Source organism: Shinella sp. CPCC 101442, from assembly GCF_024704725.1.
Classification (GTDB): domain Bacteria; phylum Pseudomonadota; class Alphaproteobacteria; order Rhizobiales; family Rhizobiaceae; genus Shinella.
Genome location: NZ_JALIQS010000007.1, coordinates 90,280 through 112,166 on the forward strand (window position 1 = coordinate 90,280; position 21,887 = coordinate 112,166).

The window sequence follows — 21,887 nt, forward strand, 5'->3', positions numbered from 1 at the left end:
CAAAAGCTGTTTTTCTACGCATTTTCCGGGTTGACCCGACGGAACCTCATGCATATGTTCCGCCCACTTCCGCGGGGCGCCTTGCACCGCTCGGGAGCGTGTAGCTCAGCCGGTAGAGCAACTGACTTTTAATCAGTAGGTCCAGGGTTCGAATCCCTGCGCGCTCACCACCGACCACCGTTGTCAGACAGGGTAGCGGTGGATTTTTGAAGACGACCTCTCAGCCGATATGATGGCAGCACCTGCGAATGCGGGATTGTGTCCAAGACATTTCGCCGCGTTCTCCAAAAGGTGATTGGCAGGAGGGGGGCGGCGGGGCTATCAGATGGCACCCACGGAGGGGGGCGGCCCGTGTTTGCCATCGGTCACCTCTTCAGGACGTCTCGGAGTAGCCCCTTGTCGATTGCCGATATTTCTCTTTGGAGTGCGCTTCTGGCGGGAGCGCTCTCGTTCCTTTCGCCCTGCGTGCTGCCGCTCGTGCCACCCTATCTCTGTTACATGGCGGGCATTTCGGTGGATCAGTTCCGCGGCGGGGAAGCGGCGGCGGTGCGGCGGGATACGCGCGGGGCGGTGCTGCTTGCGGCGTTCTTCTTCACGCTGGGCTTTGCGACCGTCTTCGTGGCGCTCGGGGCGGGGGCTTCAACCATCGGCATGGTGCTGCGGCGGCATCTCGACCTGCTCGCCCAGATCGGTGGCGTCATCATCATCCTGATGGGCCTGCATTTTCTCGGGCTGCTGCGCATCGGGCTTTTCGCCCGTGAGGCGCGGTTCCAGGGCGGCGGCAAGCCCGCGACAGCGTCGGGCGCCTACATCATGGGCCTTGCCTTCGCCTTTGGCTGGACGCCGTGCATCGGGCCGGTGCTGGGGGCGATCCTGGGGATTGCCGCGGCGCGCGAGACGGTGGGCGACGGAGCGGCCCTGCTGGCCGTCTATTCGCTCGGCCTTGCGGTTCCGTTCTGGATCGCGGCCGGCTTTTCCGGGGCTTTCATGCGCTTCCTCGTGCGGTTCCGCCGCCATCTCGGCGCGGTGGAGAAGGTCATGGGGGTGCTGCTGATCCTCACCGGCCTCGCCTTCATTTTCGGTTACATCAGCGCCGTCGCCATCTGGTTCCAGCAAACGTTTCCCATTCTCTCGCAAATCGGCTAGTCGGGATATCATTCTCGGAAGAGAGCGGGAGCAGGCTTCGGCTCATGGCTGACATCATCGGACTGGTTCTGCCGTTCTTCGGCATGATCCTCTTGGGATATGTGGTCGCGAGGATCACGAAACAGCCGGTCGATGCACTTGGCTGGCTCAATACGTTCATCATCTACATCGCGCTGCCGGCGCTGTTCTACAAGCTGGTGGCGAGGACGCCGATCGAGCAATTGACGCGCGTCGATTTCATCATCGCCAATATCAGCGCGACCTATCTCGTCTTCGGTCTGATCTTCGCGGTTGGGCTCTGCCTCCGGCGCGCGACGATCGGTGAGGCGACGGTGCAGGGACTGGCAGCGGCCTATGGCAATATCGGCTATATGGGACCGGGGCTGGCGCTGCTGGCCTTCGGCGAGCCGGCGGCGGTGCCGGTTGCGCTGGTCTTCTGCTTCGAGAACATGCTGCATTTCATGGTGGCCCCCGCGCTGATGGCGATGGGCGGTGGGGAAAAGCAGGCTCCGTTGCAGATTGCTGCCGGCGTGGCGAAGAAAATCGTCACGCATCCCTTTATCATCGCGACGGCCGCAGGTTTCGTCGCGGCTTTTGCATGCTTCGAGGCCCCGGCGCCGTTGCAGCGCCTGATCGACTATCTGGCCCAGGCGGCCGCACCTTGCGCGCTTTTTGCCATGGGGGTGACACTGGCGCTACGCCCGCTGAAGCGCGTGCCCGTTGAAATCGGCTACATCGTGCCGGCAAAACTTCTGCTGCTGCCGGTGACGATGTATCTGGTACTCGGGCTTGCCGGCAATTTCGATGCGGTTTGGGTTTTTACCGCCGTGCTGCTTGCCGCCCTGCCGACGGCGACCAATGTGTTCGTCATTGGCCAGCAATACGGCGTCTGGCAGGAGCGGGCGTCCGCGACCATCCTCATCACGACGGTGCTGTCGGTCGCGACGGTGACGATCCTGCTCTATCTCATCAAGTCAGGCCTGCTTGCGGGCGACCCGTTCCCTTAGCGTATCGCGAAACGCCTTGAACGATCCGCCCGGCTCGATGCCCTCTCGCATGACGATGCTGCGCAGCGGGCCGAGCGCTGACAGGAGATGCAGCCCCGCCGAGCGCAGGAACTGCACGGGCAGGAAATCCGACAGCAGCGAGCGGTTGAGCAGATCGACGCTCAGCGTGCGCGAGCGGATATCCGCCTGGCGCTTGCGGTCGAAACGGTCGCCGATGCCGTCATAGGCGGTGGGCTCGGCTGTTTGCAGCAGGTCCTTCAAGGCCATGATGTCGCGCAGGCTGAGATTGAGGCCCTGGGCGCCGATCGGCGGGAAGGCGTGCGCGGCCTCGCCGACCAGCGCGACGCGGCCCTTGCCGAAGCGATCAGCCGTCATGCCAGACAGGGGAAAGTTCTGTGCGCCGCCTTCGACGGTGACCTTGCCGAGCATGGATTGCATACGCGTTTCGACGGCTTGGCCGAGAGCGGATTCGGAAAGGCCGCACAGGCGTGTCGCCTCCCGCGGTGGCAGCACCCAGACCAGACTGGAGCGGCGACCCGGCAGCGGAACCTGGGTGAAGGGGCCGCTTTCCGTATGGAATTCCGTCGAGACATTGCCGTGTGGCCGGTCGTGCGAAAAATTCAAAACGAGTGCTGCCTGCGGATAGGACCAGGTGCGTACGCCTATGCCGGCACTCTCTCGGATCTTTGATTTCCGGCCATCCGCGCCGACAACGAGGCGGGCGAGCACGCGCTCGCCATCGTCGAGCACCAGCTCTACGCCGTTTTCGAAGCTGCTGGCGACAGTCACGCCGTTGGCCACGCGCACGATGTTGCCATTGGCGGCAATGCGGGCATCGAGCGCTTCGATGAAGGGGGCGTTGGGAATGTTGTAACCGAAGGCGTTCAGGCCGACCTCGCCGGAGCGGAAGGCAACGGGCGGCGCGCGCAGGAGGCGGGCCGTGCCGTCGAGGATCTGCATCGTTTCGAGGGCCGCGGCCTGCGGGGCGATGTCGTCCCAGAGGCCGAGCGTCTTCAGAAAGGCGATGGATTGGTCCATCAGCGCCGTGGTGCGGCCATCGGCGGCACGCGCGGGCGGGGCGATCAGCGCAACGCTGCGGCCCGAATCGGACAGCGCAAGCGCCGCAAGGCTGCCGGCAAGGCCGGCGCCGACGATCGCAATATCGAATTCCCTCATGGCCAACCTCGCAAGGGGCACGCGTTACCCACAGATTTGCAGTGCTTCTACTCCATGAGAACTAGGCCGGCAAAGAGGCAATTTCCATGGGATGAATCCGCGCAGGCCGCCGAAGCGCTTGACGGACAACCGATTTTCGCTGGAAGTGCCGGGCAATCAATGCATATTACCTGACGTGACGGCACAAGAGGGCGTGTTCGGCGGATCGCGGCCGAGATCAAAGCCCCAAGGGATGGACAGCGAACGGCAATGAAGTTCTTCAACTACAAGCGCGTGCCCTACGCGGAAATCCGCGCCTTTTCCGTTCATATGCTGACGGCGTCCGGCTCGTTCCTGGCTTTTCTCGGCGTCGTGGCGGCGGCGGAGCATCGTTTCGTCGATATGTTCTGGTGGCTCGGGTTGGCGCTTCTCGTCGATGGCATCGATGGCCCGATCGCGCGAAAAGTGCGCGTCAAGGAAGTTCTTCCCAACTGGTCCGGCGACACGCTGGACAATGTCATCGACTACGTGACCTATGTGCTGCTGCCCGCCTTTGCGCTTTACCAGAGCGGCATGATCGGCGAGCCTTGGTCCTTCGTGGCCGCGGGCGCCATCGTGGTGTCGAGCGCCATCTACTATGCAGACATGGGCATGAAGACGGACGAATATTTCTTCTCCGGCTTCCCGGTCGTCTGGAACATGGTGGTGTTCACGCTCTTCGTCATCAAGGCGAGCGAGCTGACGGCGTCGATCATCGTCTTCGTCTCCGTCTTCCTGACGTTCATGCCCATCAACTTCCTGCATCCGGTGCGTGTTCAGCGGCTGCGGCCGCTCAATCTCGGCATCTTCTTCGTCTGGTCTCTTCTCAGCGGCTATGCGTTGCTCCTGCATTTCGATACGCCGGACTGGGTGGTCTGGGGCGTCGTGGCGACGGGGCTCTATCTCTACGGCGTCGGCGCGGTGCTGCAGGCTTTTCCAAAACTCGGCCGGTAACAGACTATCGGGAGAACTGACATGACCAAGGCGATCGTCATCCGCACTCTCGGCGGACCTGAGGTTCTGAAGCTCGAGGACGTCGCGCTTGGCGCCCCCGGACCGGGCGAAGTCCAGATCCGTCAGGCGGCGATCGGCCTCAACTTCATAGACGTCTATTTCCGTACCGGCCTCTACAAGGCCGAGCCGCCGTTCATACCCGGTAAAGAAGGTGCGGGCACGATCACCGCTCTTGGCGAGGGCGTGACGGATTTCGCAATCGGCGAGCGCGTCGCCTATGCCTCGGCGGACGGCGCCTATGCGACCGAGCGCAATGTCGCGACCAAACATCTCGTGAAGGTGCCGGACGGTATTTCGCTGGAAACGGCGGCGGCGATGATGCTGAAGGGCATGACGGCGCAATATCTGCTGCTTCAGACCTATCCTGTGAAGCCCGGCAGCGTGATCCTGTTTCATGCCGCCGCCGGCGGCGTCGGCCTGATTGCCGGACAATGGGCCAAGGCGCTCGGCGCGACCGTCATCGGCACCGCCGGTTCGCAGGCGAAGATCGATCTGGCGCTGGCACATGGCTATGACCATGTCATCGATTACGGCAAGGACGATTTCGTTGCCCGCGTCCGCGACCTGACAAACGGGGCAGGCGTCGACGTCGTCTACGATTCCGTCGGCAAGGATACGTTCCCGCAGTCGCTGGACTGCTTGAAGCCGCGCGGCCTCTTCGTCAGTTTCGGCAATTCCTCCGGCCCGGTCGAGGCGTTCAACATGGGCCTGCTCGCGCAGAAGGGGTCGCTTTACGCCACCCGACCCACGCTGTTTGCCTATATTGCGACGCGCGCCGCACTCGATGCATGTGCAAACTCGCTCTTTGATGTTGTGCAGAGCAACAAAGTGCGTATCAATATTAATCAGACTTATTCGTTGGCGGATGCCGGGCAGGCGCACACGGATCTGGAAGCAAGAAAAACGAGTGGAACGACGTTGCTCATTCCCTGAAACGACCCGAACGGGCGCAGGGGATCGAGATCGCAGGAAAGAGGGGAAGCGTGTCAGCCGTTGGAGCGTCCGAGGGCAGCCCGTTGCTGGCTGTCCGCAACCTGACAAAGCTGTTCGGGTCTTTTGCCGCATGCAACGGCATCGACCTCGACATCAAATCCGGTGAAATCCACGCCCTTCTGGGCGAGAATGGTGCCGGCAAATCCACCCTCGTCAAAATGCTCTTCGGTGTTCTCGCACCCACCAGCGGCCAGATCCTCTGGAAGGGCGAAGCTGTGCGCATAGCAAGCCCCGGAGCCGCGCGCCGCATCGGCATCGGCATGGTCTTCCAGCATTTTTCGCTGTTCGAGGCGCTGACGGTGGCGGAAAACATCGCGCTGTCGCTGAGCCCGGGCATTTCGCTTTCCAAGGTCGCGGAAGAGGCCTCGCGTCTCTCCCATCTCTACGGCCTGCCGCTCGATCCGAACGCGCATGTCGCCGATCTCTCGGTCGGCGAGCGCCAGCGCATCGAGATCGTGCGCGCGCTGTTGCAGAACCCGGAACTCATCATCCTCGACGAACCCACCTCGGTGCTGACGCCGCAGGAAGCCGACCGTCTGTTCGAGACGCTCGCCAAGCTGAAATCCGAGGGACGCTCGGTGCTCTATATCAGCCATCGGCTGGAGGAAGTGCAGCGCATCTGCGACCGGGCGACCGTGCTGCGCCACGGCAAGGTCACCGGTGCTTGCGATCCGCGCAAGGAGACACCCGCCTCCCTGGCGCGCATGATGGTAGGCAGCGATGTCGCCTCGGTGAGCGCCGCTGGCACCAACACCAAAGGTGACGTGCTGCTCGAGGCCCGGCACCTCACCGTGCCGTCGCGCACGCCCTTTGCGGTTGCGCTCAAGAATGTTTGTCTCAAGGTCCGCAGCGGCGAGGTTCTGGCGATCGCGGGCGTTGCCGGTAACGGGCAGGGCGAGCTTTTCGACGCGCTCTCGGGCGAGTATCCGGTGGTGGATCCGACTGCGGTTTCCATCCGTGGCAAGGCGGCCGGCAATCTCGGCATTACCGCGCGCCGCCTGATGGGCGCCGGCTTCGTGCCGGAAGAGCGCCATGGCCACGCCGCCGTGACGACCCTGCCGCTGTCCGACAATCTCGTCCTGGCGCGCAGCCAGTCCGACCGTAAGACCTTTCTGGCCGGCGGCCTGCTCGGCATCATCAGGCAGGCTGTGGTGCGCATCGCATCCAAGCGCATTTCCGAGACGATGGACGTGCGCAAGAGCGGCGAGAACCCGGCGGCCGGTTCGCTCTCTGGCGGCAATCTGCAAAAATACATCGTCGGCCGCGAACTGGACCGCCAGCCCGCGGTGCTGATCGTCAACCAGCCGACCTGGGGTGTCGATGCCGGGGCGGCAAGCCGCATTCGCCAGGCGCTTGTCGATCTCGCCAAATCCGGCTCGGCGGTGCTCGTCATCAGCCAGGACCTCGATGAAATCTTCGAGGTCGCCACCGAGATCGCCGTCATCAGCGAAGGGCGGCTTTCGGATTCGTATCCGGCTCACGACCTGACGCGGGAGAAGATCGGTCTCCTGATGGGCGGCATGTACGGCAAGACGGAAGGCGAGGTGGCCCATGCGCATTGAACTTGAAAAGCGCGCCAATCCATCGACGCTCTATTCCATCGTCTCGCCCTTTCTTGCGCTGGCGCTGACCGTGGTCGCCGGTGGGATCATGTTCGCGCTGCTCGGCAAGGATCCAGGTGCGGCGCTCTACAGCTTCTTCATCGAGCCGTTGCTCGACGTCTGGTCGCTGCACGAGATCGCCATCAAGGCCGCGCCGCTTATCCTGATCGGCGCGGGCCTGTCGGTCTGCTATCGCTCGAACAACTGGAACATCGGCGCCGAGGGCCAGTTCATCGCCGGCGCGATTGCCGGGTCCATCGTGCCGGTCGTCTTCCATGAATGGCATTCCTCGCTGGTCCTGCCGCTGATGCTGATCTTCGGCATGATCGGCGGCGCGCTCTATGCCGCCATCCCCGCCTTTCTCAAGGCGCATATGAACACCAACGAGATCCTGACGAGCCTGATGCTGGTCTATATCGCGCAGCTCTTCCTCGACTGGCTGGTGCGCGGCCCCTGGCGCAGCCCGGATGCCTACAATTTCCCGGTCACGCGGGATTTCGCGCCAGAGGCCATCCTGCCCGAACTCATCTCGTCGGGCCGCGCCAATCTCGGCTTCGCGCTGGCCATTGTCGCGGCTGTCGGTCTCTGGATCATGATGCGCTATACGCTCAAGGGCTTCGAGATCACCGTGCTCGGCCAGTCGGAGCGGGCAGGGCGTTTTGCCGGTTTCTCTTCCAAGCGCATGATCTGGTTCTCGATGCTGCTTTCCGGCGGCCTTGCCGGTCTTGCCGGCATTGCAGAAGTCAGCGGCACCATCGGCAAGCTCCAGCCGGTTATCTCGCCCGGCTATGGTTTCACCGCCATCATCGTCGCCTTCCTCGGGCGCCTCAATCCGCTCGGAATCATCGCGGCTGGTCTGTTCCTCGCCCTGACCTATGTGGGTGGAGAAGCGGTACAGCTGACGCTCAGCGTCTCCGACAAGGTCACCCGCGTCTTCCAGGGCCTGCTGCTCTTCTTCGTGCTCTCCTGCGATACGCTCATCCAGTACAAGATCCGGCTGGTCTTCGCCCGCCTCGGCCAGTCCAATGAAGGGGGCGCGCACTGATGGGTATCGTCGAAGCGATCCTCCTCACCGTCATCACCGCGGCGACGCCACTGGTACTCGCGTCCATCGGCGAACTCGTGACGGAACGCTCGGGCGTTCTCAATCTCGGCGTCGAGGGCATGATGGTGATGGGCGCAGCCATCGCCTTTGCCGCCACGCAGATTACCGGTTCGCCCTATATCGGCATCCTTGCAGGCATTGCCGGCGGCGCGCTGTTCTCGCTGCTTTTCGGTTTCCTGACGCTGACGCTCGTCGCCAATCAGGTGGCGACAGGTCTGGCGCTGACCATTCTCGGCCTCGGCATTTCCGGCCAGATCGGCGAGCCCTATGTCGGCATGTCCGGCACCAAGCTGCAACCGATCGTCATTCCGCTCCTGTCGGACATTCCGTTCCTCGGCCCGCTGCTCTTCAAGCAGGATATCATCTTCTACGTGTCGATCGCGCTGGTGATCGGCGTCAACTGGTTCCTGTTCAAGAGCCGCGCGGGCCTGAAGATCCGCGCCATCGGCGACAACCATGGCTCGGCGCACGCGCTCGGCATCCATGTCATCCGCACGCGCTACCTCGCCGTAATGTTCGGTGGCGCCTGTGCGGGCCTTGCCGGCGCGCAGCTCTCACTGGTCTATACGCCGCAATGGGTGGAGAACATGTCGGCGGGGCGCGGCTGGATTGCGCTCGCGCTCGTCGTCTTTGCCTCCTGGCGCCCCTGGCGGGTGCTGGCGGGCGGCTATCTCTTCGGCGCGGTATCGATCAGCCAGCTCCACGCGCAGGCCTTCGGCATCGGTATTCCGTCGCAGTTCCTGTCGGCGCTTCCCTACATCGCCACGGTTGTCGTACTCATCCTGATATCGCATAACAGGCGCATGACGCAGATCAACACGCCAGCCTGCCTTGGCAAGCCGTTCGTGCCCGATCGCTGAAAAGAACAAGAAGACGGGAAACAACCACTCCTATTAACCACAGAGGATAAAATGAAGAAAATCATTCTCGCTCTCGCAACATCGGCCGCCGTGCTGGGTTTCGCCGCCGCTGCCAGCGCACAGGACAAGACGAAGATCTGCTTCATCTATGTCGGCTCCAAGACCGACGGCGGCTGGACCCAGGCGCACGATATCGGCCGCCAGGCGCTGCAGGCCGAATTCGGCGACAAGATCGAAACGCCGTTCCTCGAAAGCGTGCCGGAAGGCCCGGATGCCGAGCGCGCGATCGAGCGCATGGCCCGTTCCGGCTGCGCTGCCGTCTTCACCACGTCGTTCGGCTTCATGGATGCCACGGTCAAGGTCGCGGAAAAATTCCCGGACGTGAAGTTCGAGCACGCCACCGGCTTCAAGTCGGCTCCGAACGTCGCGACTTACAACTCGCGCTTCTATGAAGGCCGTTACATTCAGGGCATCATCGCCGCCAAGATGTCCCAGAAGGGCGTCGCCGGCTATATCGCTTCCTTCCCGATCCCGGAAGTCGTGATGGGCATCAACGCCTTCGTACATGGCGCCCAGTCGGTGAACCCGGACTTCAAGGTCAAGGTCATCTGGGCCAACACCTGGTTCGATCCGGGCAAGGAAGCCGATGCGGCCAAGGCGCTGATCGACCAGGGCGTCGACATCCTGACCCAGCACACCGACACGACCGCGCCGATGCAGGTAGCCGCCGAACGTGGCATCAAGGCCTTCGGCCAGGCTTCGGACATGATCAAGGCTGGTCCGGAAACACAGCTGACCGCGATCGTCGACACCTGGGGCGCCTATTACATCAAGCGCACCAAGGCCGTTCTCGACGGCACCTGGAAGTCCGAGCAGGTCTGGGACGGCCTGAAGGACGGCATCCTGACCATGGCGCCCTACACCAACATGCCTGACGACGTGAAGAAGCTGGCGGAAGAAACCGAAGCGAAGATTCGCTCCGGCGAACTGCACCCCTTCACCGGTCTGATCAAGAAGCAGGACGGTTCCGACTGGCTGGCTGATGGCGCCGTGTCCGACGACGGCACGCTGCTTGGCATGAACTTCTACATCGCCGGCGTTGACGACCAGCTGCCGAAGTAAGTGGTCGCATACCAAATCGATACGAAAGGCGCCCTCTAGGGCGCCTTTTTCGTTTGCGAAGGATGTGTGACGCGTTCAGGCTTTGCGGAATCGGCGCGTGGCTCTATACCTGCCGGATGTTCCGCATCTAAAGGGGTGATGCGGAGCGGAGGAGGGGACTTTTTGCGCAAAGGTTTGCTTGAGACGGTCATCAGCGGCGTGAGCACGCGCACCAGCCATGCGCAGGTGGTCAATGCGCTGGGACGGTCCATCATCGCGGGTGAATATCCCGTGGGATCGACGCTGCCGGGCGATGCGGAGCTGGCTGCGCGCTTCAAGGTGTCGCGCACGGTTCTGCGCGAAGCCATGAAGACACTTGCGGCAAAGGGCCTCGTCGTGCCGCGCGCGCGCATCGGCACGCGCGTAACGCCCAACATCCAGTGGAACCTCTTCGACAGCGATATCCTCACCTGGTATTTCGCCGTCGGCGTCAACGAGGATTTTCTGCTGCACCTTTCCGAAGTGCGCCTTGCCTTCGAGCCCCATGCCGCCGCACTGGCCGCAAGGCATGCCTCGGAGGCCGATATCAGCCAGATGATGCGCCTTGCCGTCGCCATGGGCGACCCCGAGCATACGGCCGAAACGCTTGCCATGGCGGATCTGAAATTCCACCTCTCGGTGCTGGAGGCCTCGCGCAATCCTTTCCTGCGCACCGTCGGCAGCCTGATCGAGGCTGGCCTTGTCGGAGTCTTCAAGCTCAGCTCGCCGGCTGCGGATCGCGGCAAGATCGGCGATGTCGCGGCCACCCACATCCGCATCGTCGAGGAGATCGACAAGCGGGACGAGGACGGCGCGCGCCGCGCCATGGAAAATGTCATCCGGGTCGGCCGCGAGCGCGTCGTACAGGCGTTGCGCGAAGAAAAATAGCCCGTTTCAGGTGTTGTTCCCTCGCGCGGGAGCGCCCTTGTCGTTGGGCTGGTCGTTTGCTGTTCAGGGGGCGGTCAGATTGAGTTCACCCTGCCTCTCCGCATCCGCAGTTGGCTTGTGCGTTGCCTCCCCTGCAAGCAGCGTGTCGGCCATCGCCGCGGCGAGTTGGTCCTTTGCGATCACAATATGATTGGCGCCGAACTGGCGCAGGTGGTCGGCTTCCGCCTGCGACGTGGCGCGCGCCACGATGGAAAGGGCACCATTTGCCCCGCGCGCCTGCTCGATCAGCGTGCCCGAGGCAAAGGCATCGGGAATGGCGGTGACGAACCAGCGTGCCGCGGCAATGTTGGCCTGCGCGAGCACGCCGCGACTGCCGGCCGGCTCGCCGATCGCTTCGATGCCTGCCTCTCGCAGAGCCTCTGCGACACCGGCCCGTTCCTCGATGACCAGCAGTGGAACGCCTGCGGCTCGTAACCGCTCGACGATGCGCTTTCCGACGCGGCCATAACCGACGACGACCGCGTGGTCGGTGAGGGTGGTGGGCTCGGGAGCGGCTTCCGTGAAGGTCGGTTCTTCGGCCTGCGGTGCGGCATCGCCGCTCTCCGCAGGGTCCGGCGCGACCGCCGGTGCTTCCAGCTTCGCCCCGTAGTGATCGACGGCCATGAAAAGCAGCGGATTGACGAGAATGGAAAACAGCGCGCCGGCAACGATGAGGTCCTGCGCTACGGGGGGCAGAAGGTTGAGCCCAACACCGAGCACGACGAGGATGAAGGAGAACTCGCCGATCTGGGCAAGGCTCGCGGCGATCGTCAGTGCGATCGTCCGCGGATAACCGAAAGTCTTGACGATAAGGTAAGCGACGGCCGACTTGACGAAGACGATAGTGAAGATCGTCGCGAAGATGGCGAGCGGACGTTCGAGCAGGTTGACCGGATCGAACAGCATGCCGACCGAGACGAAGAACAGCACCGCAAAGGCATCGCGCAGTGGCAGCGTTTCGCGCGCCGCCTGCTGGCTGAGCTGCGATTCCGCCAGAACCATGCCGGCGAAGAATGCGCCGAGCGCGAAGGAAACCCCGAAAAGTTTCGCCGATCCGTAAGCGACACCCAACGCAATGGCCAGCACCGAAAGGCGGAAGAGTTCGCGCGACCCTGTATGGGCGACATAATGCAGGATCATCGGAATGACCTTGCGGCCGACGATGAGCATCAGCGCTATGAAGGCCGACACCTTGAGTGCCGTAACGCCGACCGCCGTCCAGACTTCGCCGAGACCCAGTGCCCTCGTGAGGTCAGGATCGACATTGGCCGTCTGCGCCGTACCGCCCAGCATGCCGGCGAGCGGTGGCAGCAGCACGAGCGCCAGCACCATGACGAGGTCTTCGACGATCAGCCAGCCGACGGCAATGCGCCCTTTCTCCGTCTCCACCATGCGCCGTTCCTGCAGCGCGCGCAAAAGCACAACGGTACTGGCAACCGACAGCGACAGGCCGAAGACCAATCCGCTGCCGGCGGACCAGCCCATGGCAAGGCCAAGCAGGAGGCCGAAAACCGTCGCCACCGCTATTTGCCCGATCGCGCCGGGAATGGCGATGGCGCGGACGGAGAGAAGATCCTTCAGGGAAAAATGCAGGCCGACGCCGAACATCAAAAGGATAACGCCGATCTCCGCCAGTTCGTTCGCCAGGCTCTGGTCTGCGACAAAGCCCGGCGTGAAGGGGCCGATGATCACGCCGGCGAGAAGATAACCGGCGATCGGCGGGAGGCGAAAGCGATGCGCGACGAGCCCCGCGACAAAAGCGAGACAGATGCCGGCGACCAGCGTTGCGATCAGTGGTGTCGCATGAGGCAAGCGTGTCTATCCTGATTCCGTGGGAATTCAAGGGGATAGGGTAGGGTGGTCGCCGGGTCTCCGCAAGGCGAAAATGATCAGTCGTCGTTGCTGGCGTTAAGGTCTTCCGGGCGCTTGCCCTCATCCGTATTGCGGATCGCAAGTTGCGCCGCGCCCATCGACTGGTAAAGGTTGAACAGCGATTCGCTTGCTTTTGCGGCCAGCCGGAACCATTCGCTGTTACCAGCAATCGCCGGATGATGGAGCAACTGGTCATCGACGAGGTCGAGCACGATGGAGGTGGTATGCACTGCCTCGTGGAAGCCAAAGGAGCCGGAGGAATAGTGGCCGAGCAGGTCCGGCGGCGTCATGGCGCGCTCTGCGGCCAGGATGTCGAGTTGCTTCAGCCGCTCTTCTTCGAGTTCGATGTCGGTGCTTTCAAGCATGTCCGCCTCCGTTGCAGTGCCTCTCCCAGACCTACCCGATTCGGACACGCCGGTGGATCGGAGATCCGGCCCAAGGCGGTTTATTTTGAACAAGGCCGGACGGTTGAACCGCCCGGCCTTTGTTTCTCAGCCCTGGGGCGTCAAAGTCACGGAGGTGCCGGTCGCGGCAATGTTCAGGCCGATCTGGCCGCTGATGCTGACCGTCTGCAGCTGGATCGAGCCCGAGGTGCCGCCGATGAGCAGGTTCGTTCCGATGCCCACGCCAACGGTCGCTTCGGCCGTCGCGCCCTGATAAAGACCGCCGAGCGAACCTTCATGGTAGCCGGCCGTCGGGGCGAAGACTGCCCACACGATGCGGCCCTGCGTGGTGAAGCCGACATCGACGCCCATCTTGCGGATCACGCCGCTGTAGACATCCTGCCGGCCGCGGGTTGACTTGAAGACGCAGTCGATGGACTTCGCCGAACCGAGGACATAGCCGAGGCCGCCGCCCACATCGCAGGTCAGCATGCCGATCTTGATGCCGTCGCGATCGCCACCGCGTTCGACATAGACGGGCTCCCGATCGCGGGAGGCCATGTCGGCCGCGCCGGCCGTCGATGCCACCGCCTGCGCCAGGGTAAGGGCGAAAACCGCTCCAAGCTTCTTGTTCATCTGTGCTCTCCTTCTCGTTCTGCTGGCACGATAACGGCGAATCCGGTGCATTGGTTCCCGGTCGCCTGTCATCTGATGGCGAAGATCGTGGCGGAGTAGGGGCAGCAGGCGCCGCAGCGACAGGAAGAGGAGCGCCGTCGCTTTCCGGTCACACACCGTTGATCGTGGGCAGGTGCATCATGACCTCGTCACGGCGCGCTTCATCGAGGGAGGCGATCTTCTCGTTCCAGAATGCCTGGGCCTCCTGCGTCCCATGAACCCATTGCCGGGTACTGACCGTGTTGTCGTCGATCGCCGCAAGCCGTCCGCCGCCGAGACGGAGATATTCTGCGGCAAGTTTTGCGGTCGGTGTCGTTTCCATGCTCAGCCTCCGTTGGTGTGGTAGGCGGAAACCGGGGAGGCGGCGCGATTGTTCCGCGCAGCAACAGGCAACAAAAAAGGCCGGGGCGAAAACGCACCGACCTTCCTCATCATCACCTATTCACCAGTGCCAGTACATCCGTGGTCAAGGGCATCAGGTGATGGCGGCCATTGCGAGCGGCAGAGGCTTTCCAGCGCTCTCAAGCAATTACCGATGACGGGGATATAGGAGGGGATTGTGGTCAAATCAAGGTTGCGTCGCACAATTCCATGTTCTGACATTCGCGCTGCGTCTCGGACCGGCGTTGCCGAACCAAATGTATCGGGTATGGGAGAGCATTGGCGGAAGAGGTGGGATTCGAACCCACGGTACGGTTTCCCGCACGCCGGTTTTCAAGACCGGTTCCTTAAACCACTCGGACACTCTTCCATCGTTCGAGGCGGTGTTTTCCCGGTTTTGGAAAAGCCGTAAAGCCGCGCTTGCGGTTCATCCCCTCGACGTTGCGGCTTTTTAGCAGCTTTGATGGCATCGTCAACGACGAGATGCCTCTATTTAGAGAGGGCGCCGGGCCTCAGTGCAACTTTTCCCGACTTGTTGCTGACGCATTGTGATCGTAGCTTCATGAGGCACCCGAAAGCAATGTTGCGGGATGGATGCGAGCAGGGGAGGCAGCAAGATGGACGTGCTTCGAGACCCCACGCATATCGGCATGTTTGAACCGCAGGATCTCGATATCCTGCAGTGTGTTTTCGTTCGTTTGACCTCCGTCCAGGCGCCCACGCTCGATGAGATGCGCGCGCGCGCGCTGGCGCGGTCGATCATCACGTTGTACCGCCATGGTGTGCGTGATCCCGATCAGTTGTTCGATGTCCTGCAGGTGCGGGCGTCCTGACGGGGTTTTCCTGCGGGGAGGCGCATCGACGTCGCCTCCCGTGCCATGAATTAACCAAGCGGAAACCATAAATCACCGAAGCTGGCCTTCGGATTCCCAATCATTCGCAATTTTGCCATGTTACTGGCATGATTAACGTACTGTTATTTACTGAGTGGCATTGACGGCTAACTTGCAGGGGCAAGGCAGTTGGCTGGCGCACCGTCGGGGACAATAGCGGCGTGGGACATAATACTATCTCGAAGAATGCGACCCGGTTCGGCTTGGGCTTGAGGTTGCTGACAATTCCGTTGGTCTGCGCCGGCCTCGCCGCCTGCGCGACGACCACCCCGGCACCGAAGAAAAAAGTCCGCAGCAAGGAGTTTTTTTCTGAGTCCGAATACGGCGTGAAAGCAAGTCCGCGCGTCATCGAGGACGGGCAGGCCGTGCCGAAGGGCGGCGGTCGCTACCAGCTCGGCAAGGCCTATCAGGTCCGCGGCAAATGGTACAAGCCGAAGGAAGAGCCGGGCTACAACAAGACCGGCCTTGCCTCCTGGTACGGCTCGGCGTTCCACGGCCGTCGGACGGCGAATGGCGAAGTCTATGACCGCTATCATCTTTCCGCCGCCCACCCGACCTTTCCGCTTCCAAGCTATGCGCGCGTCACCAATATGGAGAACGGCACGTCCGTCATCGTGCGCGTCAACGACCGTGGCCCCTTCCACGAGGGCCGCGTTATCGACGTGTCTTCCAAAACGGCCGACCTGCTCGACATGAAGCGCACGGGCACGGCCAAGGTGCGCGTGCAATATGTCGGCAAGGCTCCGCTCGAGGGCAACGACACACCTTATCTCATGGCATCCTACGTCACGAAGGGCTCGCGTGTTCCTGTCGTGGATCCGGGTGGCCAGATCGCAACGGGCGTGATGGTGGCCTCCGCCGACAGCCGGTCCCTGCCGGGCGTCGGGGCCGAGGAGAATGTGCTGAAGGTCCCGGATCAAAGCACGATGACGGCACTCAACAAGACGCAGGCCACGTCGGATGCGTTCCAGGCCATGGAAGCGCAGTTCGCGTTGCTGCCGGAAATCGGTCCGTTGCCGATGGAACGGCCGAACTACGTGCCGCAGCTTTCCGCCGAGCCGAGCTATGCGGCCGCCTATGCGGATGAACGCGTGCGCGATGCCGCCGGTGCCTTCGATGCCATCCTGACACTCGACGGCCAGCTGACGCCGCTCTCCGCGCTTCCCGACAACGCAGGCTGATGGCCTGCGGCATCACAGCCGTTTGCGCAACGCCGACAGCTGTGGGAGTGTGACGACATCCGGAGTCGCCATGCATCGCAGCCTGTTCGTTTTTCTCTTTGTTTTTCTGTCCCTGCCGAACCTCGCGCATGCCCAGTCGGCAGCGCCGCAGGCGGGTTTTGACGTCAAGGCCAAGCAGGTCTACCTGATCGAGGCCGAGACCGGCACGGTGCTCTTCGCCCGCGCGGAAGATGAACTGGTGCCGGCCGCCTCGCTCGCCAAGTTGATGACGATGGCGACGGCCTTCAAGGCGCTTGCCGGCGGTGAGATCACGCTCGAAACCCAGTATCCCGTCACCGAGCATGCCTGGCGCACCGGCGGCGCGCCGTCGCGCACCTCCACCATGTTTGCCGCGCTGAAATCCAATGTGAGGGTGGAGGACCTTGTGCGCGGCGTGACGGTGCAGTTCGCCAACGATGCCTGCATTGTCCTGGCCGAAGGCATGGCAGGCTCGGAAACGGCCTTCGTCGAGCGCATGAACAGGGAGGCGCGGGACCTCGGCCTGCAAAAATCCACCTTCGCCAATGCGACCGGCCTGCCGAACCCGGCCAACAAGGTGACGATGCGTGAGATGGTATTGCTCGCCAGGCACCTGCAGACCACCTATCCGGAGCGCATGGGCTACTATGCCGAGCCGGAATTCGAATGGAACAAGATCAAGCAGCGTAACCGCAATCCGCTGCTCGCGCTCAACATCGGCGTGACGGGCTTCGTCACCGGGTTTTCGGAGGAGGGCGGTTACTCCATCGTCGCGGCCGTCAACAGGGACGGCAAACATCTGCTGCTGGCCATGGGCGGCATGGAAAGCGAAAAGGCGCGCATCGAGGAATCGCGGCGCATCATCGAATGGGCGCTTTCGTCGTTCGAGCGGCGCACCCTGTTCAAGCAAGGCGAGGCGATTGCCGATGCATCCGTCTATGGCGGCGATGCATCGACAGTGCCGCTGGTTGCCGGCGAGCAGGTGGATGTGTTCCTGCCGAAGGACAATTCGCAACGGCTTGTTGCGCGCGTCGTCTATACGTGGCCGATCCGCGCGCCGGTCGAGCCGGACAAGGCGGTCGGGACGCTGAAGATCTGGAACGACAAGCAGCTCTTGCGCGAGGTGCCGGTGAAGACGGCCGGTACGGTGGGCGAGGGCACGTTGCATGCCCGGGCGGTCGATGCGCTGATCGAACTCTTCTTCTTCTGGATATGACTTCTTTGGTTGGGATGCGGCGGGGCGGCCCGAAAAGCGTTTCGCCGGCCGGAAACATCGGTTAGTAGTGGTCCGACTCGTCTCCGCCTCGGCGGATATCGTCGGAAGGGCTGCGAAAGCAGCCACTGGAACGGAAACAGGATTTGTCGGCCGCACCCGGTTTGTTTGTCACGTTTGAAGGCGGCGAAGGCGCTGGAAAGTCGACCCAGATCCGGCTTCTGGCGGAAGCGTTGCGTGCACGCGGCCTCACCGTGTTGATGACGCGCGAGCCCGGCGGCTCCAGGGGGGCGGAAGCCGTGCGCCACGTTCTCCTGTCCGGCGCTGCAGAGGCCTACGGTATCCGCATGGAGGCCATTCTCTTCGCGGCTGCGCGTAGCGACCATGTCGAAGAGGTCATCCGCCCCGCGCTGACGACCGGCACGGTGGTGCTCTGCGACCGCTTCATGGATTCGTCGCGGGTCTACCAGGGCATAACAGGCAATCTGGAGCAGCCGTTCGTCGAAGCGCTGGAACGCGTGGCGATCAACGGTGTGACGCCCGACTGCACCATCATCTTCGACCTCCCCGCGGCAATCGGCCTGGAACGTGCGCGAAAACGCAGCGCCGGCCCGGGCGAAAGCGAACAGCCCGACCGCTTCGAGAAGGAAGAGCTGGAGACGCACGAAAAGCGCCGCGAGGCCTTTCTGGACATTGCCGAACATGAACCGCTGCGCTGCCGCGTGGTGGACGCGACGTTGACGCCGGAAGCGATCGCCGCGCAGGTGCTCGCCATCGTCGATCCGCTGCTACCGATCAATGCGCATGGCCATCCCGATCCGGAGCACGTCTCGTGAGCGACGATCGTCCCGGCATTCTTGACGGCGCCGTGCACCCGGCCGAACAGACGAAACTGTTCGGCCATGCCGAGGCGCAGGATTTTTTGGCGCGATCCTACCGATCCGGCAAGGGGCATCATGCCATCCTGATCGAGGGGCAGGAGGGCATCGGCAAGGCGACACTTGCGTTCCGCTTTGCCAACCACGTCCTCCACCATCCCGAGCCTGCGGAGGCGCCGGAGCACATTGCCGATCCATCGCCCGCCTCGCCGATCACCCGCCAGCTCGTCGCCGGCGCGTCGCACAACCTGCTCCATCTGACACGGCCCGTCGACGAGAAGAGCGGCAAGGTGAAGTCGGCGATCACGGTGGACGAGGTGCGCAGGGCAGGGAAATTCCTGGCGCAGACCTCCGGCACCGGCAACTGGCGCATCGTCATCATCGACCCCGCGGACGACCTCAACCGCAATGCCGCCAACGCAATCCTGAAAATCCTCGAGGAGCCGCCGAAGCGCTCGCTCTTCCTGGTGCTGACCCACGCTCCAGGCAAGCTGCTGCCGACCATCCGTTCGCGCTGCCTGCCGCTTGCGTTGGCGCCGCTGTCGGAAGACGAGCTCGCAGCCGCGCTCGACAGCCTTGGCGCGACACCGAGCGGACCGCGGGCAGGGGACGTATTATCCGCCGCGCATGGCAGCGTCTCGGAAGCCCTGAAGCTCACGAACTACGGTGGTTTCGACATCGTGGAAGCCTTCCGCACGATCGTGGAAGCGCCCGCCGAACCGCCGCGCCGCGACGTGCACAAACTTGCCGACGTGTTGTCGGCCAAGGACAGCGAGACGGTCTTCTCCTTCTTCTGCCAGCACGCCACCGATTTCGTCACTGCCGCCGCCCGAAGCGCCGCCCTTGCCGGCGACATTTCCCGCGCCGACCGTCTCGCCCAGCTTTCCTCGCAACTCGGCGAGCGCATCGCCATCGCGCAGGGCTACAACCTCGATCGCAAGCAGACGATCATCAGCGTGCTCGACGACATCAGGGCCTCGCTTTAAATCAACTTGCTGTTTCCCTCTGCGCCCGCATGGTCTAATACCTTGCGGCATTGCACAACCGAAGACAGAACGCACCCGCCATGACCGATACGAACCGCTTCTACATCACGACCGCCATTTCCTATCCGAACGGCAAGCCGCATATCGGCCATGCCTACGAGCTGATCGCGACGGATGCCATGGCGCGCTACCAGCGGCTCGACGGGCGCGATGTGTTCTTCCTGACCGGCACGGATGAGCATGGCCAGAAGATGCAGCAGACGGCACGCAAGGAAGGCATTACGCCGCGTGAGCTCGCAGACAGAAATTCTGCCGAATTCAAGCAGATGGCCGTTCTTCTTAATGCATCGAACGACGACTTCATCCGCACGACCGAAGAGCGTCATTACGAAGCCTGTGCCGAAATCTGGCGCCGCATGGAAGCCAATGGCGACATCTACAAGGGTGGTTATGCCGGCTGGTACTCCGTGCGTGACGAAGCCTACTACCAGGAAAACGAGACGGAAAAGCGCGACGACGGCGTGCGCTACGGCCCGCAGGGCACACCCGTCGAGTGGGTCGAGGAGGAGAGCTACTTCTTCCGTCTGTCGGATTATCAGGACAGGCTGCTGAAGCACTACGAGGACAATCCCGATTTCATCGGTCCGGCCGAACGCCGCAACGAGGTGGTCTCCTTCGTCAAGTCGGGCCTGAAGGATCTCTCGGTCTCACGCACGACTTTCGACTGGGGCATTCCGGTTCCGGGCGATCCGGCCCATGTCATGTATGTCTGGGTCGACGCGCTGACGAACTATGTCACCGCGACCGGCTACCTTACGGACCCCGAGGGGCCGCGGGCAAAATACTGGCCGGCGAACATCCACATCATCGGCAAGGACATCATTCGCTTCCATGCCGTCTACTGGCCGGCCTTCTTGATGTCGGCCGGCGTGCCGCTGCCGGAGCGAGTCTTCGCCCACGGCTTCCTGCTCAACAAGGGCGAGAAGATGTCGAAGTCGCTCGGCAACGTGGTCGATCCGGTCAATCTCGTGAACCATTTCGGCCTCGACCCGATCCGCTATTTCTTCCTGCGCGAAGTCTCCTTTGGCCAGGACGGCAGCTATAGCGAGGAGGGTATCGCCATCCGCATCAACTCCGATCTCGCCAACGGCATCGGCAACCTCGCGAGCCGTTCGCTGTCGATGATCGTCAAGAACTGCGACGGCAAGGTGCCGGAGTGCGGCGAACTCTCGGACGCCGACCGCGCGATGCTTGCCTCGGTCGATGCGCTGCATGCGATCACCCGCGAGGAAATGGGCAAGCAGCAGATCCACAAGGCGCTGGCGGCGATCATCGCGGTCGTTTCGGAGGCCGACCGCTACTTTGCCGGCGAGGCGCCGTGGGCGCTGAAAAAGACCGACCCCGTGCGCATGGGCACCGTGCTCTATGTCACCGCGGAAGTGGTGCGTCAGATCGCGATCCTGCTGCAGCCCTACATGCCGCAATCGAGCCGCAAGCTGCTCGACCTCGTCGCAGCGCCTGTCGAAAATCGCGATTTCTCGGCGCTCGGCGCGGCGGGCCGCCTCGTTGCGGGAACGCCGCTGGAAGCACCGACCCCGGTCTTCCCGCGCTATGTCGCCCCCGAGGCTTGATGCCGCGATGCTGATCGACACCCATTGCCATCTGGATTTTCCGGATTTCGCCGTGGAGCGCGACGATATCGTCGCGCGGGCACACGCGGCCGGCGTCAGGCAGATGATCACCATCTCGACGCGGGTGAAAAAGTTCCCGGAGATCCTGGCGATCGCCGAAAGCTATCCCTCTGTCTTCTGCTCGGTGGGCACGCATCCGCACAATGCGGATGAGGAGCTGGACATCACCGTGGCGGAGCTGGTGGCGCTTTCGAAGCATCCGCTCGTCGTGGCGATCGGGGAGGCGGGTCTCGACTACTTCTACGACAATGCACCACGCGAGGCGCAGGCGATCGGCCTCACCAACCATATTGCCGCCGCCCGGGAAACCGGCCTGCCGCTCGTCATCCACAGCCGTTCTGCGGATGAGGATATGGCGGCGATCCTGAGCGATGAGACGGAGAAGGGCGCCTTCCCCTTCCTGTTGCACTGTTTCTCTTCCGGCCCGGAGCTCGCCCGCATCGGTGTCGAACTCGGCGGCTACGTCTCCTTCTCGGGCATCCTCACTTTCCCGAAATCCGAGGAGTTGCGCGAGATCGCCAGGACCGTGCCGTTGGAGCGCATGCTGGTCGAGACCGATGCACCGTATCTTGCGCCGAAACCGTTCCGGGGCAAGCGCAACGAACCGGCCTATGTCGCCCATACCGCGGCGGTGCTTGCGGAAACAGTCGGCGTCAGCGTCGAGGAGATCGCCCGCATCACCACGGAAAACGCCTTCCGCATCTTCTCGAAGATGCCACGGGTGTAGCC

Annotated in this window: 21 protein-coding genes and 2 tRNA genes; 17 read left to right on the forward strand and 6 right to left on the reverse strand. The window is 62.9% G+C overall.

Annotated features, from left to right (window positions below; translation table 11 throughout):
- Window positions 1-94: 94 nt before the first annotated feature.
- From MUO32_RS22790 to MUO32_RS22800, 3 genes are all read left to right on the forward strand, one after another.
- Window positions 95-170 (forward strand) — tRNA-Lys (locus tag MUO32_RS22790).
- A 226-nt stretch (window positions 171-396) separates the two neighbouring features.
- Window positions 397-1,146, forward strand: coding sequence for a cytochrome c biogenesis CcdA family protein (locus tag MUO32_RS22795; protein ID WP_257950673.1), 750 nt, complete (start codon window positions 397-399; stop codon window positions 1,144-1,146).
- 44 nt (window positions 1,147-1,190) lie between these two features.
- On the forward strand, window positions 1,191-2,153 hold the full coding sequence (locus MUO32_RS22800; protein WP_257950674.1) for an AEC family transporter: 963 nt from the start codon (window positions 1,191-1,193) through the stop codon (window positions 2,151-2,153).
- Here the strand turns inward: MUO32_RS22800 and MUO32_RS22805 are convergent.
- A complete protein-coding gene (locus tag MUO32_RS22805; RefSeq protein WP_257950675.1) occupies window positions 2,121-3,329 on the reverse strand; it encodes a UbiH/UbiF family hydroxylase in 1,209 nt (402 codons plus the stop codon). The genes MUO32_RS22800 and MUO32_RS22805 overlap by 33 nt on opposite strands.
- 249 nt (window positions 3,330-3,578) lie before the next feature.
- Between MUO32_RS22805 and pcsA the strand changes: the two genes are divergently transcribed.
- The 7 genes from pcsA (at window position 3,579) to MUO32_RS22840 (ending at window position 10,948) form a co-directional block, all read left to right on the forward strand.
- Window positions 3,579-4,301, forward strand: coding sequence for a phosphatidylcholine synthase (pcsA, locus tag MUO32_RS22810; RefSeq protein WP_257950676.1), 723 nt, complete (start codon window positions 3,579-3,581; stop codon window positions 4,299-4,301).
- 21 nt (window positions 4,302-4,322) lie between these two features.
- Complete coding sequence (locus tag MUO32_RS22815) at window positions 4,323-5,294, forward strand: quinone oxidoreductase (RefSeq protein ID WP_257950677.1); 972 nt, start codon at window positions 4,323-4,325, stop codon at window positions 5,292-5,294.
- Between the two features lie 50 nt (window positions 5,295-5,344).
- Window positions 5,345-6,916: an ABC transporter ATP-binding protein gene (locus MUO32_RS22820; protein WP_257950678.1), complete on the forward strand. Its 1,572-nt coding sequence runs from the start codon at window positions 5,345-5,347 to the stop codon at window positions 6,914-6,916.
- The gene (locus tag MUO32_RS22825; RefSeq protein WP_257950679.1) at window positions 6,906-8,000 is read left to right on the forward strand and encodes an ABC transporter permease; all 1,095 of its coding nucleotides are present in this window, start codon (window positions 6,906-6,908) and stop codon (window positions 7,998-8,000) included. The genes MUO32_RS22820 and MUO32_RS22825 overlap by 11 nt, the downstream gene beginning before the upstream one ends.
- A complete protein-coding gene (locus tag MUO32_RS22830; protein ID WP_257950680.1) occupies window positions 8,000-8,920 on the forward strand; it encodes an ABC transporter permease in 921 nt (306 codons plus the stop codon). The genes MUO32_RS22825 and MUO32_RS22830 overlap by 1 nt, the downstream gene beginning before the upstream one ends.
- 51 nt (window positions 8,921-8,971) lie before the next feature.
- A complete protein-coding gene (locus tag MUO32_RS22835) occupies window positions 8,972-10,042 on the forward strand; it encodes a BMP family ABC transporter substrate-binding protein (RefSeq protein WP_257950681.1) in 1,071 nt (356 codons plus the stop codon).
- 138 nt (window positions 10,043-10,180) lie between these two features.
- Window positions 10,181-10,948, forward strand: a complete 768-nt coding sequence (locus MUO32_RS22840; protein WP_257950682.1) for a FadR/GntR family transcriptional regulator — start codon at window positions 10,181-10,183, stop codon at window positions 10,946-10,948.
- 63 nt (window positions 10,949-11,011) lie between these two features.
- On the opposite strand, the gene ybaL is transcribed toward MUO32_RS22840, so the two are convergent.
- The 5 genes from ybaL to MUO32_RS22865 all read right to left on the reverse strand — a co-directional run bounded on the left by ybaL (window position 11,012) and on the right by MUO32_RS22865 (window position 14,668).
- The gene (ybaL, locus tag MUO32_RS22845) at window positions 11,012-12,799 is read right to left on the reverse strand and encodes a YbaL family putative K(+) efflux transporter (protein ID WP_257950683.1); all 1,788 of its coding nucleotides are present in this window, start codon (window positions 12,797-12,799) and stop codon (window positions 11,012-11,014) included.
- A gap of 77 nt (window positions 12,800-12,876) precedes the next feature.
- Entirely contained in the window at window positions 12,877-13,224 is a 348-nt protein-coding gene (locus tag MUO32_RS22850; RefSeq protein ID WP_257950684.1) for a hypothetical protein, read from the reverse strand.
- 126 nt (window positions 13,225-13,350) lie between these two features.
- Complete coding sequence (locus tag MUO32_RS22855; RefSeq protein ID WP_257950685.1) at window positions 13,351-13,878, reverse strand: DUF992 domain-containing protein; 528 nt, start codon at window positions 13,876-13,878, stop codon at window positions 13,351-13,353.
- Window positions 13,879-14,026: 148 nt separating this feature from the next.
- On the reverse strand, window positions 14,027-14,239 hold the full coding sequence (locus MUO32_RS22860) for a hypothetical protein (RefSeq protein ID WP_257950686.1): 213 nt from the start codon (window positions 14,237-14,239) through the stop codon (window positions 14,027-14,029).
- A 339-nt stretch (window positions 14,240-14,578) separates the two neighbouring features.
- Window positions 14,579-14,668: transfer RNA gene (locus MUO32_RS22865), tRNA-Ser, on the reverse strand.
- A gap of 247 nt (window positions 14,669-14,915) precedes the next feature.
- Here MUO32_RS22865 and MUO32_RS22870 point away from each other — a divergent pair.
- From MUO32_RS22870 to MUO32_RS22900, 7 genes are all read left to right on the forward strand, one after another.
- Window positions 14,916-15,131, forward strand: coding sequence for a hypothetical protein (locus tag MUO32_RS22870; protein ID WP_257950687.1), 216 nt, complete (start codon window positions 14,916-14,918; stop codon window positions 15,129-15,131).
- A 221-nt stretch (window positions 15,132-15,352) separates the two neighbouring features.
- Window positions 15,353-16,372: a septal ring lytic transglycosylase RlpA family protein gene (locus tag MUO32_RS22875; protein WP_374708709.1), complete on the forward strand. Its 1,020-nt coding sequence runs from the start codon at window positions 15,353-15,355 to the stop codon at window positions 16,370-16,372.
- Between the two features lie 70 nt (window positions 16,373-16,442).
- Window positions 16,443-17,606, forward strand: coding sequence for a D-alanyl-D-alanine carboxypeptidase family protein (locus MUO32_RS22880; protein WP_257950688.1), 1,164 nt, complete (start codon window positions 16,443-16,445; stop codon window positions 17,604-17,606).
- A 143-nt stretch (window positions 17,607-17,749) separates the two neighbouring features.
- Window positions 17,750-18,439, forward strand: coding sequence for a dTMP kinase (tmk, locus tag MUO32_RS22885; RefSeq protein ID WP_257950689.1), 690 nt, complete (start codon window positions 17,750-17,752; stop codon window positions 18,437-18,439).
- Window positions 18,436-19,467 (forward strand): DNA polymerase III subunit delta', encoded by a 1,032-nt coding sequence (locus MUO32_RS22890; RefSeq protein ID WP_257950690.1) that lies wholly within the window; start codon window positions 18,436-18,438, stop codon window positions 19,465-19,467. The genes tmk and MUO32_RS22890 overlap by 4 nt, the downstream gene beginning before the upstream one ends.
- A gap of 80 nt (window positions 19,468-19,547) precedes the next feature.
- On the forward strand, window positions 19,548-21,098 hold the full coding sequence (gene metG, locus MUO32_RS22895; RefSeq protein WP_257950691.1) for a methionine--tRNA ligase: 1,551 nt from the start codon (window positions 19,548-19,550) through the stop codon (window positions 21,096-21,098).
- Between the two features lie 7 nt (window positions 21,099-21,105).
- The gene (locus MUO32_RS22900) at window positions 21,106-21,885 is read left to right on the forward strand and encodes a TatD family hydrolase (protein WP_257950692.1); all 780 of its coding nucleotides are present in this window, start codon (window positions 21,106-21,108) and stop codon (window positions 21,883-21,885) included.
- The last annotated feature ends 2 nt before the right edge of the window (window positions 21,886-21,887 follow it).

Bases quoted from the DNA above. Each gene is read 5' to 3' on its own strand.
- metG (WP_257950691.1), top strand. From the start codon at position 19,548: ATGACCGATACGAACCGCTTCTACATCACGACCGCCATTTCCTATCCG.
- MUO32_RS22870 (WP_257950687.1), top strand. From the start codon at position 14,916: ATGGACGTGCTTCGAGACCCCACGCATATCGGCATGTTTGAACCGCAG.
- MUO32_RS22860 (WP_257950686.1), bottom strand. From the start codon at position 14,239: ATGGAAACGACACCGACCGCAAAACTTGCCGCAGAATATCTCCGTCTC.
- MUO32_RS22880 (WP_257950688.1), top strand. From the start codon at position 16,443: ATGCATCGCAGCCTGTTCGTTTTTCTCTTTGTTTTTCTGTCCCTGCCG.
- MUO32_RS22840 (WP_257950682.1), top strand. From the start codon at position 10,181: ATGCGGAGCGGAGGAGGGGACTTTTTGCGCAAAGGTTTGCTTGAGACG.
- MUO32_RS22815 (WP_257950677.1), top strand. From the start codon at position 4,323: ATGACCAAGGCGATCGTCATCCGCACTCTCGGCGGACCTGAGGTTCTG.
- MUO32_RS22805 (WP_257950675.1), bottom strand. From the start codon at position 3,329: ATGAGGGAATTCGATATTGCGATCGTCGGCGCCGGCCTTGCCGGCAGC.
- MUO32_RS22855 (WP_257950685.1), bottom strand. From the start codon at position 13,878: ATGAACAAGAAGCTTGGAGCGGTTTTCGCCCTTACCCTGGCGCAGGCG.
- MUO32_RS22835 (WP_257950681.1), top strand. From the start codon at position 8,972: ATGAAGAAAATCATTCTCGCTCTCGCAACATCGGCCGCCGTGCTGGGT.
- MUO32_RS22900 (WP_257950692.1), top strand. From the start codon at position 21,106: ATGCTGATCGACACCCATTGCCATCTGGATTTTCCGGATTTCGCCGTG.
- MUO32_RS22850 (WP_257950684.1), bottom strand. From the start codon at position 13,224: ATGCTTGAAAGCACCGACATCGAACTCGAAGAAGAGCGGCTGAAGCAA.
- MUO32_RS22825 (WP_257950679.1), top strand. From the start codon at position 6,906: ATGCGCATTGAACTTGAAAAGCGCGCCAATCCATCGACGCTCTATTCC.
- MUO32_RS22800 (WP_257950674.1), top strand. From the start codon at position 1,191: ATGGCTGACATCATCGGACTGGTTCTGCCGTTCTTCGGCATGATCCTC.
- pcsA (WP_257950676.1), top strand. From the start codon at position 3,579: ATGAAGTTCTTCAACTACAAGCGCGTGCCCTACGCGGAAATCCGCGCC.
- MUO32_RS22830 (WP_257950680.1), top strand. From the start codon at position 8,000: ATGGGTATCGTCGAAGCGATCCTCCTCACCGTCATCACCGCGGCGACG.